Below are 16,896 nucleotides of genomic sequence, written 5' to 3' on the forward strand. Positions count from 1 at the left end.
CGGAGGGTCATCATGAAGTCGATCAAGCTTGTAGAAGGCTGGGAGCATTATAAAGGCAGCTTGGGGGGCGCTTGGGAAGTCTGGCGCGAAGAAAAGCTGCCGAACAGCTTTTATCATTTACCCTGGGAAACGGTCACGCTTCCCCATTGTTATAACAGCGCAGACACCGTCGATCCCGATGTGAAATATTATCAAGGACCGGGCTGGTATCGCCATAAGCTCGAGCTTAGAAATCCGTATCCCGCCGGCAGAACGCGGCTTCGCTTCGAAGGCGTAGGGCAAAAGGCAGCGATCTATGTGTTTGATGAGCTGATCCATAGACATGTTGGGGGCTACGATGAATTTGTTGTAGATATCACAGAAGCCTCGGAGCGTGTGAAGGGGAATCCGCTTTACCATACATGTACGCCACTTGCTGTTGAAGCGGATAATTCCCGTGATCTGCAAACGATACCGTCAGATATCAGCGATTTTAATTTGTACGGAGGCCTGTACAGGAATGTGCATCTGATGTATGTGCCCCAGATCTCTTTGGATCGGGTCCATGTTAAGGTCAGCGAGGTTTCTGAGCAACAAGCTCGAATTCAGGTGAACGCCAGACTGTATAATCCAACGAACGCTGCGGAGAAGTTGAAGATAACTACGCTTTTGCGGAATCCGGAAGGTCAAGAAATAGCTCGTTCTGAAGAGATCTGTGAGCCTTGGCAGGGGATGAGAGAAACAGCTTTGAAGGTGATTCAGGCTCCTGCTTTATGGGGGCCGGACCATCCGGCTTTATATACATGCACCGTTATCCTTGAAAGTGTTCATGGGGCAACGGAGCAAACGGAGCGTTTTGGCGTCCGTTACTTTGAATTTATGAAAAAAGGCCCGTTTACGCTGAATGGCAAAAGGCTGCTGCTAAACGGCACTCAGCGCCATGAGGATCATGCCGGCGTAGGCGCCGCCATGACGGAGGAAATGATTCGCACCGAAATGCTGTTGATTAAAGAGATGGGGGCCAATTTTGTCCGGTTGGGCCACTATCAACAGTCCGCACTGGCCTTGGACTTATGTGATGAGTTGGGTTTGCTCGTCTGGGAGGAGATTCCTTGGTGCAGGGGTGGCCTTGGCAATCAGGACTATCAGAAGCAAAGCAAGGATATGCTGGAAGCGATGATTGATCAGCATTATAATCATCCTTCAATTATCCTGTGGGGATTAGGGAATGAAAACGATTGGGAAGGCGACTTCACTTATTTTGATAAAGATGCAATCCGCTCGTTCATGAAGGAGCTTCATGATTATGCACATGAACACGATCCTCAGCGTGTAACCGCTATTCGTCGTTGTGAGTTTTGCAAAGATATTGTAGACGTGTACTCGCCATCGATTTGGGCAGGTTGGTATCGTGGCATTTATACGCAATATGAAACGTACAGCCGCAACGAGTTCGAGAATACCGACCGATTCTTCCATATGGAATGGGGCGCGGATAATATGGCTGGACGGCATGTCGAGAAGCCTTATACCGGGTTCAGAGATATAACGGAAGGATCAACCGCAGAGGAGCGTGACGGCGACTTCCTGATGTCTGGGGGAGAGCCACGGGTATCCGTTCTGGGAGACTGGTCGGAAACGTATTTCTGCGATCTCGTGGATTGGCATCTGAAGTCGCAGGAAACCATGGAGTGGTTGACGGGTACGGCTCAATGGGTGTTCAAGGATTTCTCTACACCAGTCCGTCCGGATAATCCTGTCCCCTACGTCAATCAAAAGGGCGTAGTAGAGCGGGATTTTACGAAGAAAGATGCCTTCTACGTCTTCCAATCTTATTGGAGCAAAGAGCCGATGGTGAGAATTTATGGACACTCGTGGAATGTCCGATGGGGTCAGCTTGGCGAGAAGAAGCGTGTGCGCGTGTATTCCAACTGTCCAGAGGCAGAGTTGTTCGTGGATGGGGTCAGCCAAGGTATCAAATTGAGGGATTCGCAGAATTTCCCTTGTGCGGGTCTTCGTTGGGATATTGAGCTCTCCGAAGGAGTCAACCAGCTGAAGGTCGTTGCCCGCAAAGATGACGTGGTAGTCATGGATGAGGTAAGCTTCGAATATCAAGTGGAGAAGTGGCTCTCACCCAACAAGTTGCAGCTCACAGCTACTAGGCTATCGGAAAATAAGGTGTTCTTAGAGGTCAAAGCTTACGACGTGAATGACGTCTACTGTCCTGATGCGTCGAACTTCGTTCGTTTTTCCGTATCCGGAGAAGGTCGATTGCTGGATAACCTTGGCACTGCGCTTGGAAGCCGGTATGTGCAGCTAGCTAACGGGCGTGCAGGGATTTATGTGGAATGTCGGGAAGATGCTGAAGGAAGTGCAGCGGTTACCTCTGATGGCTTGAAGGCTGCAATGGTGATGCTTCCTAAATATGGCCAATTAATTTGACAAGGGGGATCTATGGGAAATCATAGCTCTGAGGAAACTCAACATCTGAAATTATGGTACCGGCAGCCAGCGGGTCAGTGGTCGGATGCCTTGCCGATTGGCAACGGTCGTTTAGGCGGAATGATTTTCGGCAGCGTTGCGGAGGAGAAAATTCAGCTTAACGAGGATTCGATCTGGTACGGCGGGCCAAAGGAAGGCGAAAATCCGGACGCACCGCAATATCTCCCGGAAATTCGCAAGCTGCTTTTTGACGGTGATGTGCAGAAAGCAACGTATTTAGCACGAATGGCCTTGTTTTCTTCGCCGAAATACTATAATCCATATCAGCCTCTTGGGGAAATGAAGCTATTTTTTAGTGGTCTTCAAGGGGAAGTTCATTCCTATCACCGTGAGTTGGACCTGCAAACAGGCGTAGCTCGGACAACCTTTAAGGTTGGCGACACAAGCTATAGCCGTGAACTATTTTCGAGCTATCCCGATCAGATCATGTCGATTCATTTGACCTGCAGCAAGCCGGGCGGTCTTACCTTCTGTGTGAATTTGAATCGGCGCCCTTTTGAAGGAGAGAGTTATGCGCTTTCCACAGACAGCGTTGTTATGAATGGGGAGTGCGGCAAGGATGGCGTGACCTTTTCCGGTATTCTGAAGGGAACAGCGTCCGACGGCGTCATACAGACGATTGGTGATTTCATTTCCGTGGAAGGCGCTTCCGAAGTGACCCTGCTGTTTGCCGCAAACAGCTCCTTCCGGGAACCTGATCCGAAGGCAGCAAGCTTGATGCAGCTCCAAAAGGCCTCAGCCTATACCTACTCGGAATTGAAGCAAAGGCATATAGAGGATTACTGTTCCTTGTACCAACGCGTACAGTTTGGTTTGTCTTCTCCGGTGGAAGTAGCAGCGTCTATTCCAACTGATGAGCTGCTGAAGGCCGTTGAGCGAGGCAGTCAGGAGCATGGAAGGATGCTCACGGAACTGTATTTTCAGTACGGTCGTTATTTGACGATTGCGAGTTCCCGTCCCGGCAGTCTTCCTTCCAATCTGCAAGGAATCTGGAATGAAAGCTTCACTCCACCGTGGGAGTCTAAATATACGATTAATATCAATACACAAATGAACTATTGGCCTGTCGAGGTATGCGGATTATCCGAATGCCATGAACCGCTGTTCGAGCTCATTGACAGGATGCGGATCAAGGGGCGAATAACGGCCAGGACGCTTTATGGCTGCGGCGGGTTTGTCGCTCATCATAATACAAACATTTGGGCCGAAACCAGACCGGAAGGGATTTTGCCGACGAGCGTAATTTGGCCGATGGGAGCCGCTTGGCTCAGCTTGCATGTATGGGAGCATTATGCCTATACCAAGGATGAGGCTTTTCTACGCGAGCGGGCTTACCCCATTTTGAAAGAGGCAGCAGAATTTTTTGTGGATTATCTGACAGAGACTCCTGATGGCACGTGGGTTACAGGGCCTTCCATTTCCCCTGAAAACAGCTTCCTCCTGCCAAATGGCGATAAAGGTGCCTTATGCATGGGGCCGTCTATGGATACGCAGATTGTGCATGCCTTATTTGAAGCATGTATCCAAAGCAGCCAACTGTTGCAGTGCGATGCAGGCTTCCGCGATCAGCTGTCTGAGCGAATGGGGAAACTTCCGCAGCCTCAAATCGGAGCCAATGGCCAGCTGATGGAATGGCGCGAGGATTATGAAGAGGTTGATCCGGGCCATCGGCATATCTCCCACTTATTTGCGCTTCATCCTGGCAATCAGATTGACCTTCATGCGACACCGAAGCTGGCTGAAGCAGCGAAGCTGACTTTGCGCCGAAGGCTTGATAACGGCGGAGGCCATACGGGCTGGAGCTGCGCTTGGATTATCAACATGTTCGCTCGTCTAGGTGATGGGGACTCGGCTTTCGCTTATGTGATGAATCTGTTTGAGAAGTCCACCTATGTGAATTTATTCGATGCGCATCCCCCTTTCCAGATTGATGGAAACTTTGGAGCGACAGCGGGCATAGCCGAGATGCTGCTTCAGAGCCACATGGGCGAGCTTAACCTGCTGCCAGCCTTGCCTGGTGCCTGGGAGACCGGCTACATCAAAGGATTAAGAGCGCACGGTGGCTACGAAGTGGATCTAACTTGGGACAAGGGACAATTAACTGAAGCGACAATCCATGCAGCATGGGATGGTGTTTGTACCGTGCGCACCCAATCGCCAGTTGTCGTGAGGGTGGATGGACAAGAGATCGCCAGCTCCGACGGAGGATTGCTAACGAGCTTCGAGGTGCAGAAGGGCAAGATTTATCAAGTTGTTGGCTAGAGTAGATATGGAGAGGCAAGCCTGCTGGATATATAGCAGGCTTGCTTCTTGTTTTTGGTGGAAGGGGCAGTCTAGGCTGGGGAATCAGGCATAATCCCGGGGAAAGCGCCCCGAGCCAGCCGAAAAGGCCGTCTCAGAAGCAGAAAAGTCCCCAACCCGCCCCGAGCCAGCCAAAAAGGCAGTCTCAGCACGCGAAGTAGGCATAATCCCCGCAAAAGTGCCCCGAGCCAGCCGAAAAGGCCGTCTCAAGAGCAGAAAAGCCCTCAACCCACTCTGAGCCAGCCAAAAAAGGCAGTCTCAGCCCGCGAAGAAATTATCCAGTCATACACTTCCTAGCATGCAGAATTTATGTGTGTTTAAGGAGTGGACCAAGGTCCATAAAGGAGATTCCCTGAAGATTCTTCTTATAAAAAAGCATGAATCAAGAATAACACAGCAAAAGCCAATCCGGAGCGCATATGCCACTTACGGTCTAATCTTTTATAGCGAAACAATCCGGAAACCGGCACTGGGAGCAGGACCAGCAGTGCAAGGAGCCCGCTAATATTATTAAAATCCCATTTAAAACCATACAGGAAGACGGCGACAACATGAAGGACAATTAGGGAGATCGCAATTATAGCAGCAGGGGTATGCCATCGTTTTACGAACCGAAGCAACGCGACGATCCCCTTTTTCAAGTAACTCCATCGATCCCATACGCGTTGTTTGATAGTAGCAGCCAGTACATAATTAGCCAGCACGAAAAACAGTGCCAATCTTGCATTCGAGCCGTAATTTTTAAACGTATGCTCAAATCGGCGGTCGTGCAAAGTAGCGGTTGGAAGATGCAGCAGGCTCCATAATTGCCATACTAAAAGCAGGAAGGCTGCAGCTATCGCAACAAGTAACAAGAGACGTTCTTTCTGAGGGATCCATGATATTTTTTTTGTAAATGAGTTAAAGGGTTGCATCTCCATCCCCTCCTTTGTCGAGATAGGAATAATATAGCTTACTTTTCTGAGAAACAGATGAGATTTGGGAGGAGGGCTCAGGGTGAATAGTTCTGCTGTTGATCGGATTGTTTAGGGCGGGATCATTCTTAAAATTTTCAGTATGCTCTTGAAACTTACGTAACGTAAGGCATTATGATGTGGATACCGGTAAAAACCAGTCTAACCAAGCCGGTCGTATTCCAGAAGTTGCAGAAAGATGAGAGGGAGTTGAAGAGAATGACGAAACAAACACGAATTGGACAAACAGATTTAGTTGTCAATCCAATTGGACTTGGAACAGTCGCTGTAGGTGGGCACAATGTTTATCCTAATTTAAAGGAAGAAGTAGGAAAAGATTTGGTGCGGGCTGCGATCAACCACGGAGTGAATTTTTTAGATACAGCGTTTTTTTATGGAACAGGACGTTCAGAGGAGCTAGTAGGTGAAGTGGTAAAAGAAGCAGGAAAGCGTCATGAACTTATCCTTGCAACAAAAGGAGGCCTTATACTTGTCGGCAATGATGTTGCTATGGATAATTCGCCTGCTTTTTTAAAACAATCCGTTGAAGATAGTTTAAAAGGCTGCAAACAGATTACATAGATTTATTTTATATTCATTTTCCAGATCAGGATACGCCAAAAGATGAGGCGGTTGGAGTCTTAAAACAGCTAAGGACGAAGGTAAGATTAGAGCAATTGGCGTTTCTAACTTCTCACTTGAACAATTGAAAGAAGCAAATAAGGATGGTTATATCGATGTATTACAGGGAAACTACAGTTTGCTGCAGCGTGAAGCGGAACAAGAATTCTTTCCATATACGACAGAGAATAATATCTCGTTTATTCCATACTTTCCACTAGCATCTGGCTTGCTGGCCGGTAAATACAATAAGGACATGACATTCAATGATCTACGCAAAGATATGCCTCACTTTCAGGGCGGTAAATTTACAAAAAATCTAGAAAAGGTAGAGCAGCTCCGTAAAATTGCCAATGAAAAAAATGCCGAAGTTGCTCATATAGTCCTTGCTTGGTATTTAACACATGATTCTATAGATGTTGTCATTCCCGGAGCCAAAAGAGCAGAGCAAGTGCTGGATAATTTAAAAGCATTAGACGTGCACCTGACAGAAGAAGAAATCAACGAAATTGATCGTATTTTTAAATAGCTCACCAAAGGGCTATCCCCGCCACCCGGCTGGGACGAGCCTTTGAGTTGTTCCCGTTCTCCCGGAAAGGTAAAATAAAGGGAAACAATGGCAGAGGAGGGACGGCGATGATTAATATCGGTCTAGCCGGTTGGGGGGACCATGAGCTGGGCGGCAGCAAGGGAAAGCTGAGGGAGTACGGCGCACACTTTCCCATTGTGGAGCTGGATAGCTCTTTTTATGCCATACAGCCGGAACGCAACTACCTCAAATGGCTCCAGGAAACACCCGATAATTTCGGCTTCATTATCAAAGCCTACCAAGGCATGACAGGCCACCTGCGGGGGGAGAACCCTTTTGCCGGTGGAATTGAGCAAATGTTTGAGGTATTTCGGCAGTCGATCCAGCCGGTTCAAGAAGCGGGCAAGCTGAAGTCAGTCTTGTTTCAATACCCGCCATGGTTCGATTGCACCAAAGCGAATGTCGATGTGCTGCGAGATGCGAAAGCTAGGATGGGAGACGTTCCTTTAGCGCTGGAATTCCGCCATCAGAGCTGGTTTACGGAGGAAATGAGGGAAAAGACACTCTCTTTTATGAAAAAAGAGGGCTGGATTCACAGCATCTGTGATGAGCCGCAGGCAGGAATAGGCTCCGTTCCAACGGTACTAGAAGCGACGCATCCGGAGCAAACGATAGTTCGCTTCCACGGACGGAATGTCGGCGGTTGGGTGCAGAATAACGAGGCCAACTGGCGCGATGTCAGATATTTATATCATTACAATCGCCAAGAATTGCTAGAATGGAAGGACTGGCTGCTTCAATTGCAAAAGCAAACGCGAGAGGTTTGTGTGGTGTTTAACAATAACTCAGGTGGACACGCGGCTGGGAATGCCAAGGAGTTGATGGCGATGTTGGGGATTGATTATGAGGGGCTGGCGCCGAGGCAGTTGGATTTGTTTTAGTCGAGGCTGCGTTTCACGCTGCAAAGCTTCCCCATGCGCTTGTGATGAGAACTTCCGTATAGATTGTTCACACCACAAGCAAGCATGGACAGGCTCTGGTTTATGAAATATAGAAGTGCTTTCCTACCACTCAGCCACAGTGCCGTCCGCTTGACGCCAAATGGGATTTTTCCAATTGTGCCCAATGGCTGCCATTTCGCGGACTTTCTCTTCGTTGATTTCGATCCCTAGACCGGGAGCGGTTAGATTCTTCACGAAGCCTTCTTCATATTGGAACACAGAAGGATCTTTCAAATAGTCGAGCAAATCGCTGCCCTGATTGTAATGAATGCCTAGACTTTGCTCCTGAATGAAGGCGTTCGGGGAGCAGGTATCCAGCTGTAGACAGGAAGCCAATGCGATAGGCCCTAGTGGACAATGCGGCGCGATAGCAATGTCGTAGGCTTCGGCCATGGCGGCGATTTTGCGAGTTTCCAGGATACCTCCAGCATGGGAAAGATCGGGCTGGATGATGTCGACGATGCCTTGTGCTAATAGTTCTTTGAAGCCCCAACGCGTATACATGCGCTCACCGGTGGCGATTGGACAGGAGGTGTAGCGGGCGATTTCTTTGAGCGCTTCATTATTTTCAGGCAAAACAGGTTCTTCAATGAACATCGGACGATAGGGTTCGAGTTCCTTGACGATGATTTTGGCCATGGATTTATGAACGCGCCCGTGGAAGTCGATGCCGATCCCGACGTCTTTGCCAACGGCTTCGCGCACGGCTGCGATCCGAGCAATAGCTTCATCTACTTTGCGGATGGAATCAATGTAGTGCATCTCTTCGGTAGCGTTCATTTTTACCGCGGTGAAACCGGCTTCAACTTGCAGTTTGGCAGCTTGGCCAACGTCGCTTGGGCGGTCTCCGCCAATCCAGGAATAGACACGTGTACGGTCACGGCAGGCACCGCCTAATAAATCGTAAACAGGGGCATTGTAAAACTTGCCCTTAATATCCCATAAGGCCTGTTCAATGCCAGAAATTGCACTCGAAAGAATCGGGCCCCCGCGATAAAATCCGCCTCGGTACAGCACTTGAAACATATCCTCGATGCGCATCGGATCTTTCCCGATGATCTGGTCGCTCATTTCCATCACAGCCGCTGCGACGGTATCCGCCTTCCCTTCAACGACAGGTTCTCCCCAGCCGGTGATGCCTTCATCCGTTTCAATTTTCAAAAACAACCATCTTGGCGGCACCTTAAACAGCTCTAACTTCGTAATTTTCACGGTATTCATCCTCTCCTGTATCTAGCAAAGTTTACAACGTACTGAATCTATTGGGCTGCCTGTACGATGCCTTTTACCACTAAGAATATTGATCGCGATATTCCTGCGGGGTCATTCCGTAATGCTTTTTGAAAGCATGGTTAAAGGAATGTGGACGCTGATAGCCCAGTCGTGTAGCAATTTCATAAATTTTGTCTTGACCATTTTTCAGCAAATAGGCTGCTTTATCCATACGCACTCGATTGACATAATCGCTTAAGTTCTCGCCGGTTTCCAGCTTATAGATCTTAGATACGTACACAGGGTGGAGATATACGTGATCTGCTATCGATTGTAAGGAGACATCGCTGGCAAGATGCTGCTCAATGAAGGATCGGATGTCATTAATGAGCGAGACGCGGCTATCTTTTCTCTCTCGATCCATATCTTCCCTCATGCGATGCAGGGAGCGCAAGGACCAATCACGCAATTGGTTTACGCTGCGAAAGGGGATGCCTTCGGTCATTTTCTCATAATCGCCGCCAATAAGCTGGTGCAACGGTCGGCCATTCTTATGAGCAATATAAGCAAACGCAGACGCGACAGAGAAGTAAACTTCCAGCAAATGTTCCTGCGACTCGGAAAATTTCGCTTCCATTTCGTCGAAAATCAAGGAAAGCTTCTCTTCCGTATCCTCCCAGCGGGCCGCTTCGAGAAGATGGTTGAGCGTAGGGGGCTCATATAGTCTTTGCAAAGCCGAAAGCTCCGTCTGGGCGGATTCATCGCCAAGCACCATCAACAATTCATGCTCACTGCCAATTCGCTTGCGAAAGGCACTTAATGAAGCGTTGTACAGGGTTGTGATATCAGCGGGAAACTCTCCCCAACTGCTGAGTAAAATAGAGATTTTACCCTTCAAATAGTTATTTACGGCGGATTGGAGGACGGCTGCTGTTCGTTCAAGCCAAGCAGGGTCTTCCTTCTCAGAAGCTCCCGGCTTCCGTTTCATCATAAAAACTAAATAATCATGGGCGTCTTTCGTAGGCCAGCTGTCGAATTTCTCGGCGAATAGCTCCTCAACCATGTTGCTGATGGCATATTCCATTAAAGATAGACGCCCCATATCATATTCAAGGAAATCGGATTCAAGCCGAATCATCATGCAGACACAGGCTTGCTCATGAAAGTCCGGCAGTTGCAGCATGTGCATTTTCTCGCGAAGAGAGAGCCCGGATAGTTTACGGCCCTGCAGGAGATCATTCAGCAAATTCCCTCGCAGCAGAGGCAAATTTTCTTTGAACGTATAGGCAAGCCGCTGCGTAGAAAAGACTTCCTGCCATTCTTTTTGAAGTTTATCCATCACTCGCCCAACCGTAGCCAGCAAGTCCTTCTCGGTGACGGGCTTAAGCAGATAGTCCTCTGTACCCTGAAGGATCGCTTCTTTGGCGTAGCTGAAATCCGAATAACCCGACAATAGAATGCACTTGGTTTTCTGCCATCTATGGTTAATTTCAGCAATTAGCTGCAGGCCAGTGATACCTGGCATTTGAATGTCTGTAATGACAATATCAATGGAAAACTGCTCGAGCAGTTCCAAGGCTTCTTGTCCCGAATAAGCTTTGAAAATTTGCTCAATACCAAGAGATGCCCAATCGATCGTGGCATGCAGCCGGTCCACCACATGCGCCTCATCATCAACAATTAGAAGTTGAATCATGGTCTACTCTCCTGGATAGCAGGAAGGGTTTCCTGCTGCTTATCTCGCTTCCAAGTCAACACAGCCTTCATGCCCCCTTTTTCTCCTATTTGAAAAGTAAGTCCGGATCCTTCGCCAAATTGATAAAACAACCGGTGATGAACGTTCCATGTGCCACAGCCAATGTCATCAGACATCGGCTGCTCGAGCTGCTTCGCCAGCTTAGTTAAGACTTCTTGGCTGAGTCCACGGCCATTATCTTCGACAATGATACGGTTCCACTCCGCATTCTGCTCCCCTTTGATTGCAATATGATCGCTTTCCAAACTGCGCTCAATGCCATGAATGATGGCGTTCTCTACGAGCGGCTGGAGAATCAGTCTAGGCACGGATTCGTCCAACATCTCTTTCGGGATGGCGATCTCATAGGTCAGTCGATGAATACGAAGCTGCTGAATATTTAAATAGTGGACGACTAAGTTCAGTTCATCCTGCAATCTTACAGCCTGCTTCTCAACCCTTGTGGTATAGCGATAAAACTCGGCCAAATTTTGCGACATGGCCACCACGGATTCCTTATCATCCATCTCCGCCGAGTTGATAATGAAGAATAGGGAATTGTACAGAAAATGCGGGTGGATTTGCGATTGGAGCTGCTTCAATGTAGCTTCACGCGAGCGTATCTTCTCTGCATACACGTCTTCGACCAGAACTTGAATTTGCGTTGCCATTTCATTAAAGCGTTGAATCAGGAAATCAAACTCATTTTTGGCTTTATAATCGATTCGAGCTGATAAGTCGCCTCGTTTCACCTTCTGTACACTTTGGATCATTTTGCCGATAGGAATTTGTACATTCCGGTACAGTAGGAAAGAAGCTAACACACTCATGACGAGCAGGAGGCCGATCGTGATGTAAAATAATTTGCGGGTCATGGTGATGGGAGACAGGATCTTCTGAACCGGCACATAATCGACCAAATACCAGCCTAATTGCGTTGATTTCACATAACTAACCAAATACTGCTGTTGATTGATTTGCGTCTGCATTTGCCCCGAAAGCGGTAAATCAGAACCGATTAATTGCTCTTTGATAGAAGCCGTTATGGCTGGATCTGAAGAGCTGTTGAGAATAGACCCTTGCCCGCCATCTACCAGGAAAGGATCGCTTCGTTTATCTTTCTTATAAACATCCAGCAGCTGAACCATATTCTGAACACTAAATCTTACTTGATACAGCACATTTGTTTGATCCACAGTCTGTGCGCGAATAGGCTCACTGATTTCTCTGATGAACGATCCGATACCTTTATCGCTCTCCCGTACCTCATACGTCCATGTTCGCTGAATCTTCCTATGCCATGGCCAAGTATCCGTGCCATTTACGAAAATACTGGATGACAACACTTGCTTCCCTTTGGGAATGGCAATAGTGAGTTCATTCACCCACCCGCTGGAGACGCTTTGCAGGCTAAGCTTCTGGATCATGCGGGATTGCTCCTTCAGCATGTCATAACTGGGAGAATCGTTCCTATCTATATACTCACGCACGTAGGGATCACTTCCCAAGATCACGGGAGACATGGCTAACCGCTCAACATCCCCGTCCAACTGGTGCATAAAAAAGGACAGCTGGTTCAAGTTGGAAGATTGAATCTGATCCTGAACAACGTTGTTCGTAATATGATTTGTGTAGCTGTAGAGCAAGACGATAGGAATAAGGAGTAGAACTAACAAAATTAAAATTTTGCTGAAAATATTCAGTTTATAGGGCATAGGATGTCACCTTCCACGTATCTGCTAAGCTAACCAACTTAGAAATTAATATACGAGAGATAACATCCAAATGAAAGTCGCTGGCTCCCATATACGCTATTCTCGTCGTTACCCTTTAACAGCACCGGCGGAAAGTCCGCTTACCACATAACGCTGAGAAACTAATGCGATGATGAGAACCGGAAGTGTGATGATGCAAGCAGCTGCCATCAAGGCGCCCCAGTTGATTTCGGAATACGACATGAAGTTAAATACGGCAATCGGAAGCGTCTTTGTTTTGTCACCGGCTAGAATCACTGAGAACATGAAGTTGTTCCACGAGAAAATAAAAGACAGCAGGGATGCCGTAATAACACCAGGCCCGGAGATGGGCAAAATAATACGCAAGAAAACCTGATGATGCGTGCAGCCGTCGATAAGCCCTGACTCCTCAATCTCAGTTGGCAGAGCTTCGAAAAAGGAGATCATAATCCAGATAATAAAAGGCAATCCAACAAGCATATGGCTAAGAATAAGGGCTGTATACGTATCCACCAAATGAATCTTGGAGAACAAGATGAACCATGGGATCAAGAAAGTAATCCCAGGAATAATTCTCGCAACTAAGATGAGAAGACCTAACTTATGAAGGTGATGCCGAGCAATCGCATAAGCAGCAGGCAGTCCTAAAATAAGAGACAGCAAGGTTGATCCAAAAGCAACCAGAAAGCTGTTCCAGATGAATTTCATGAAATCATATTCCTTAAACACGCTGACATAATTATGAAACGTCGGTTTAAAGATAAACAGCTGGCCTGTCGACAAGATTTGTGATTGCGTCTTAAAGGAAGCAAGCAGCATCCAAACGAAGGGGAAAGCGAATACGATTAGGACTAGGAAGGTGAGCAGCGTTTGGGCAATTCGCGGCCCTTTCTTTTTCTTCATGATGTAGCTCCCTCCATTCGTTTGCGCATCCATATCATAAATAAAGTTAGTCCCATTACGAGGGCGAAGAAAATAACAAGCAGCGAAGAAGCCATTCCCAGCTTAAAGTATTGGAAGCCGAGCACATAACCGTATAGATTCAGAGTCTCAGAAGCGAAGTTCGGTCCGCCTTGTGTCGTCGCATAGATGATATCGAAGGTTTTCAAGACATCAATCAAACGCAGCATAGCTGCAACAATAATGGTTGGGCGCAGCAAGGGAAGTGTAATGGAAACAAACTTTCTCCAAGTACTTGCCCCATCAACATCCGCAGCTTCATAAGGATCTGTTGGCAGCGTGGCTAATCCCGCCATAATAATGAGCGCAATCATAGGCGTCCATTCCCAGACATCGACGATAACTAACGAAGGGATGACTTGATTAGGAGAAGCAAGCCAGAGAAGCGGCTGCAAACCAAATGCTTTGAGCATCATGTTGGCTACCCCAATTGTAGGCTCGTAGATCAGCATCCAGACCAAGCCCATGGCTACAGGCGTTGCTACCATAGGGAGAAGGAAAACGGTCTTTACGAGGTTTTTCCCGCGAAACTCCCTGGAAAGCAGCAAGGCGATAGCGATGCCAAGAATCACTTCAAGGGCAAGTGCTGCGAAGGTGAAATAAAAGGTAGAACCGGCAGCATGCCAGAAGCGTTCATCTTTGATTAAGGCGATGTAATTCGACAAGCCAACCCAAAGGGGTGGCGTTGTTGCGGACATGCTCCATTCATAAAAACTGATCCGAACGGTATAGATGATCGGAAATAACATCATCAGCAGGACGAAGATGACGGCGGGTAGTGTATAAATCCATTTTAAGTTGCGGTTAAACCAACTGTATTGCACGCTGCATTCACCCTTCCTGATGCTAATTGGTGCCGTATGAAAGAGGAAAGGGGCCATAAGATGACCCCTTTTCACCCGTATAATCCAGCATTATCTTGTTTTATCTTTGTCCATAATCGTTTGCAGCGCTTGGTTGGCTTTGTCGGCAACAGGTTGAAGATTCGTTTCACCCGTCATGACCTTTTGAACGATCTCGCCAACTGCATCACGCGCTTCGCCTACACTAATAACCGTAGGACGGTCGTGGTCAACGCCTGTTTTGGAGCTTTCCTTGATGATTGGTACGAGTTCAGCCGGGAAGCCGGTTGTGCCTTCCGGTTTATCCCATACGGAAGCACGGGCGCCGGGATTGCCTTTTTGCTGTGTTTTCAACACAACATCTTTGCTTGTGGCCCATTGAATGAACGCCCAAGTCGCATCTTTATTGGCGGATTTGGCATTCATGGCAAGTCCCCAAGATGTAATGCTGTATGGCTTGGAACCTGCTTTACCGCCAGGGAACACGGCAAAACCGACTTGATCAGAGATTTTGGACTTCGTTGGATCAGTGGCATTTTGGTAGAGAGAGTTCGCATCCGTTAAGAAAGCGACTTTGCCTTGGGCAAAGATGCCGAAAGCTTGCGGCCAAGACATATTCAGAACGCCTGGAGGCGCATAGTCTTTCAATAAGGTGCCGTAGGTTGTGAAGGCTTTGAGCGCTTCAGGTGTATTGATGCTGGCTTTGTCGCCAGTCGTGAAGTCTGCACCCTCGGAATACAAGAAGGAAGAAACCTGTGTAACGAGAGGTGAACGCTGGCCCCTGGCTACGAATCCATACATCTCATTTTTGGGGTCGTGCAGCTTTTTGACTGCCGCGGTAAGCTCGTCCAATGTTTTGGGAACAGCAATGCCTGCCTTCTGCAGCAAATCTTTTCGATAGTACAAAATCTCTTGCTCGGTAATAATCGGGATACCTGCTAATTTGGCATCTACGGTCGTTGAGCCAATGGCAGATTTGGAGAAGTCGTTGAAATCGTAATCCTTCGCTTTTTGGGCGAACTCGTCAAGAGGTTGAACCCAGCCGTTTTTGTAGAAAAGCTTGCCTTCTTGCAGAGGGCGATACATAAAGACGTCAGGTGTTGCAGATCCGGAAGTGAACTGAACAGTTAGCTTCTGTGTGAGCTGATCTTCAAAAAAACTTTCAACATTCACTTTGATGCCGGTTTCCTTCTCAAAATCAGGCAGCAAAGGCTTGATGGCTTCTGCCCATGGATGGTTGGCCGTTACTAAGGAGATCGTTTTGCCTGCGAAGGGTTTCGCATTCGCTGTTGCTGCAGCGCTTGGTGCTGTAGTCGATTGCCCGGCCTGATTGGATGTATTGCCGCATCCGGCAATCACTGTTGCAGCCATGACGAACGTTGTACCGACGCCGATCCATTGTTTGAATGATTTTTTCATCTCGTATATGACCTCCCAAGTACTTTGAAATGGTTGTGTTTACATCTCTAAGAGTACCTGATTCCTCTATTCGGTTGATATAACTAAGATTCAACATGGATAACTAGGACTGAAGCAAATCGGGGTATTGCCTGCATTATGATTCAAACCAGCGCTGTTTATTCAAAAGCTGAGCAGACTGTATCCAACAGCAGGACAAAGACACAAAGAGCCTTGACCCTAACGTTAATGTTATCGTTTATGATAGAGGAAGAACAATCCGCAGAGATAGGAAGGGGATTTGAACATGAACATATTGTCGATATCAGGAAGTCTTCGAACGGCGTCGCTGAATACTAAACTTGTCTATGCATTAAAAGATGCAGCGCCACCTGAGTTCAACCTAAGTGTATTTGAGGGAATCGGCAATTTGCCGCATTTCAATCCGGATTTGGACGGGGATGAGCCGCCGACAGCCGTGCAAGCGTGGCGCAAAGCACTGCAAGCAGCAGATGGAATCATCCTCTGTACACCGGAGTATGCCAATGGTGTGCCCGGTGTGCTGAAGAATGCATTAGACTGGATCGTGTCATCGGGCGAGTTCGTCGATAAGCCAACAGCGGTTATAAGTGCTTCGCCGTTAGCGACTGGAGCGGAGAAGGCCCATGATTCACTGTTGCTGACACTGCGTATGATGACGGCTTCTATCGTAGGCTCAAGCATGATTGGGAATGTAAATAAGAAGTTGGATTCAGGCGGTGTTTGGATAGATGAGGAACTTAGGAGTGAGTTAAACGGGCTGATTGGCAGCTTGTCTATATATAAATGATAGATGTTGGAGAGGCTGACTCAAAGCAGATACATCTAAGTTGACAGCTCCTTTTTCTATTTTCAAAGCTTGGGAGTGCAGTTAATGCTCCGCCAGATAAGAGTCCCCAAAGACTTCTATTCGTGAAAAACAGCCGCTTTTTGTATCAATAGGAGCTCATAAAGACTCTTATTGCTTTGATCTGGACCCTCTGTCAAGGACACTTTAAAAAACTCGATTTAACCTAGGCAGCTAACAAAAGATGATTCCTGTATTGCACAGGGGTCATCTTTTTTAATCCCCATTGGTATCGATTATT

At 47.6% G+C, this 16,896-nt stretch carries 11 protein-coding genes and 1 pseudogene; 5 read left to right on the forward strand and 7 right to left on the reverse strand.

The window, feature by feature from the left end:
* Positions 1-12 precede the first annotated feature (12 nt).
* Both HQN90_RS17230 and HQN90_RS17235 read left to right on the forward strand, forming a co-directional pair.
* Positions 13-2,421, forward strand: a complete 2,409-nt coding sequence (locus HQN90_RS17230; RefSeq protein WP_173220872.1) for a glycoside hydrolase family 2 TIM barrel-domain containing protein — start codon at positions 13-15, stop codon at positions 2,419-2,421.
* A 12-nt stretch (positions 2,422-2,433) separates the two neighbouring features.
* Complete coding sequence (locus tag HQN90_RS17235; RefSeq protein ID WP_173220874.1) at positions 2,434-4,743, forward strand: glycoside hydrolase family 95 protein; 2,310 nt, start codon at positions 2,434-2,436, stop codon at positions 4,741-4,743.
* Positions 4,744-5,147: 404 nt separating this feature from the next.
* Here HQN90_RS17235 and HQN90_RS17240 read toward each other — a convergent pair whose 3' ends face one another.
* Complete coding sequence (locus tag HQN90_RS17240; RefSeq protein ID WP_173220876.1) at positions 5,148-5,696, reverse strand: hypothetical protein; 549 nt, start codon at positions 5,694-5,696, stop codon at positions 5,148-5,150.
* A gap of 258 nt (positions 5,697-5,954) precedes the next feature.
* On the opposite strand from HQN90_RS17240, the pseudogene HQN90_RS17245 reads away from it, so the two are divergent.
* Together HQN90_RS17245 and HQN90_RS17250 are read left to right on the forward strand one after the other, a co-directional pair.
* A pseudogene (locus HQN90_RS17245) lies at positions 5,955-6,885 on the forward strand (aldo/keto reductase).
* A gap of 107 nt (positions 6,886-6,992) precedes the next feature.
* The gene (locus HQN90_RS17250; RefSeq protein WP_173220878.1) at positions 6,993-7,826 is read left to right on the forward strand and encodes a DUF72 domain-containing protein; all 834 of its coding nucleotides are present in this window, start codon (positions 6,993-6,995) and stop codon (positions 7,824-7,826) included.
* A gap of 123 nt (positions 7,827-7,949) precedes the next feature.
* On the opposite strand, the gene dgoD is transcribed toward HQN90_RS17250, so the two are convergent.
* The 6 genes from dgoD to HQN90_RS17280 all read right to left on the reverse strand — a co-directional run bounded on the left by dgoD (position 7,950) and on the right by HQN90_RS17280 (position 15,790).
* Positions 7,950-9,098, reverse strand: a complete 1,149-nt coding sequence (gene dgoD / locus HQN90_RS17255; RefSeq protein WP_173220880.1) for a galactonate dehydratase — start codon at positions 9,096-9,098, stop codon at positions 7,950-7,952.
* Positions 9,099-9,177: 79 nt separating this feature from the next.
* Complete coding sequence (locus HQN90_RS17260) at positions 9,178-10,794, reverse strand: response regulator transcription factor (RefSeq protein WP_173220882.1); 1,617 nt, start codon at positions 10,792-10,794, stop codon at positions 9,178-9,180.
* Entirely contained in the window at positions 10,791-12,548 is a 1,758-nt protein-coding gene (locus tag HQN90_RS17265; protein ID WP_173220884.1) for a sensor histidine kinase, read from the reverse strand. Before HQN90_RS17265 ends, HQN90_RS17260 begins: the two co-directional genes overlap by 4 nt.
* A 108-nt stretch (positions 12,549-12,656) precedes the next feature.
* Positions 12,657-13,472, reverse strand: a complete 816-nt coding sequence (locus HQN90_RS17270; RefSeq protein ID WP_079415320.1) for a carbohydrate ABC transporter permease — start codon at positions 13,470-13,472, stop codon at positions 12,657-12,659.
* Positions 13,469-14,353: an ABC transporter permease subunit gene (locus HQN90_RS17275; RefSeq protein ID WP_173220886.1), complete on the reverse strand. Its 885-nt coding sequence runs from the start codon at positions 14,351-14,353 to the stop codon at positions 13,469-13,471. Before HQN90_RS17275 ends, HQN90_RS17270 begins: the two co-directional genes overlap by 4 nt.
* A gap of 90 nt (positions 14,354-14,443) precedes the next feature.
* On the reverse strand, positions 14,444-15,790 hold the full coding sequence (locus HQN90_RS17280; protein ID WP_173220888.1) for an ABC transporter substrate-binding protein: 1,347 nt from the start codon (positions 15,788-15,790) through the stop codon (positions 14,444-14,446).
* A gap of 286 nt (positions 15,791-16,076) precedes the next feature.
* On the opposite strand from HQN90_RS17280, the gene HQN90_RS17285 reads away from it, so the two are divergent.
* Positions 16,077-16,598, forward strand: coding sequence for an NADPH-dependent FMN reductase (locus HQN90_RS17285; protein WP_173220890.1), 522 nt, complete (start codon positions 16,077-16,079; stop codon positions 16,596-16,598).
* Positions 16,599-16,896 lie beyond the last annotated feature (298 nt).

The organism is Paenibacillus alba (genome assembly GCF_013204855.1).
Classification (GTDB): domain Bacteria; phylum Bacillota; class Bacilli; order Paenibacillales; family NBRC-103111; genus Paenibacillus_E; species Paenibacillus_E alba.

Bases quoted from the DNA above. Each gene is read 5' to 3' on its own strand.
- HQN90_RS17270 (WP_079415320.1), bottom strand. From the start codon at position 13,472: ATGAAGAAAAAGAAAGGGCCGCGAATTGCCCAAACGCTGCTCACCTTC.
- HQN90_RS17285 (WP_173220890.1), top strand. From the start codon at position 16,077: ATGAACATATTGTCGATATCAGGAAGTCTTCGAACGGCGTCGCTGAAT.
- HQN90_RS17230 (WP_173220872.1), top strand. From the start codon at position 13: ATGAAGTCGATCAAGCTTGTAGAAGGCTGGGAGCATTATAAAGGCAGC.
- HQN90_RS17260 (WP_173220882.1), bottom strand. From the start codon at position 10,794: ATGATTCAACTTCTAATTGTTGATGATGAGGCGCATGTGGTGGACCGG.
- HQN90_RS17240 (WP_173220876.1), bottom strand. From the start codon at position 5,696: ATGCAACCCTTTAACTCATTTACAAAAAAAATATCATGGATCCCTCAG.
- HQN90_RS17250 (WP_173220878.1), top strand. From the start codon at position 6,993: ATGATTAATATCGGTCTAGCCGGTTGGGGGGACCATGAGCTGGGCGGC.
- HQN90_RS17235 (WP_173220874.1), top strand. From the start codon at position 2,434: ATGGGAAATCATAGCTCTGAGGAAACTCAACATCTGAAATTATGGTAC.
- HQN90_RS17265 (WP_173220884.1), bottom strand. From the start codon at position 12,548: ATGCCCTATAAACTGAATATTTTCAGCAAAATTTTAATTTTGTTAGTT.
- HQN90_RS17280 (WP_173220888.1), bottom strand. From the start codon at position 15,790: ATGAAAAAATCATTCAAACAATGGATCGGCGTCGGTACAACGTTCGTC.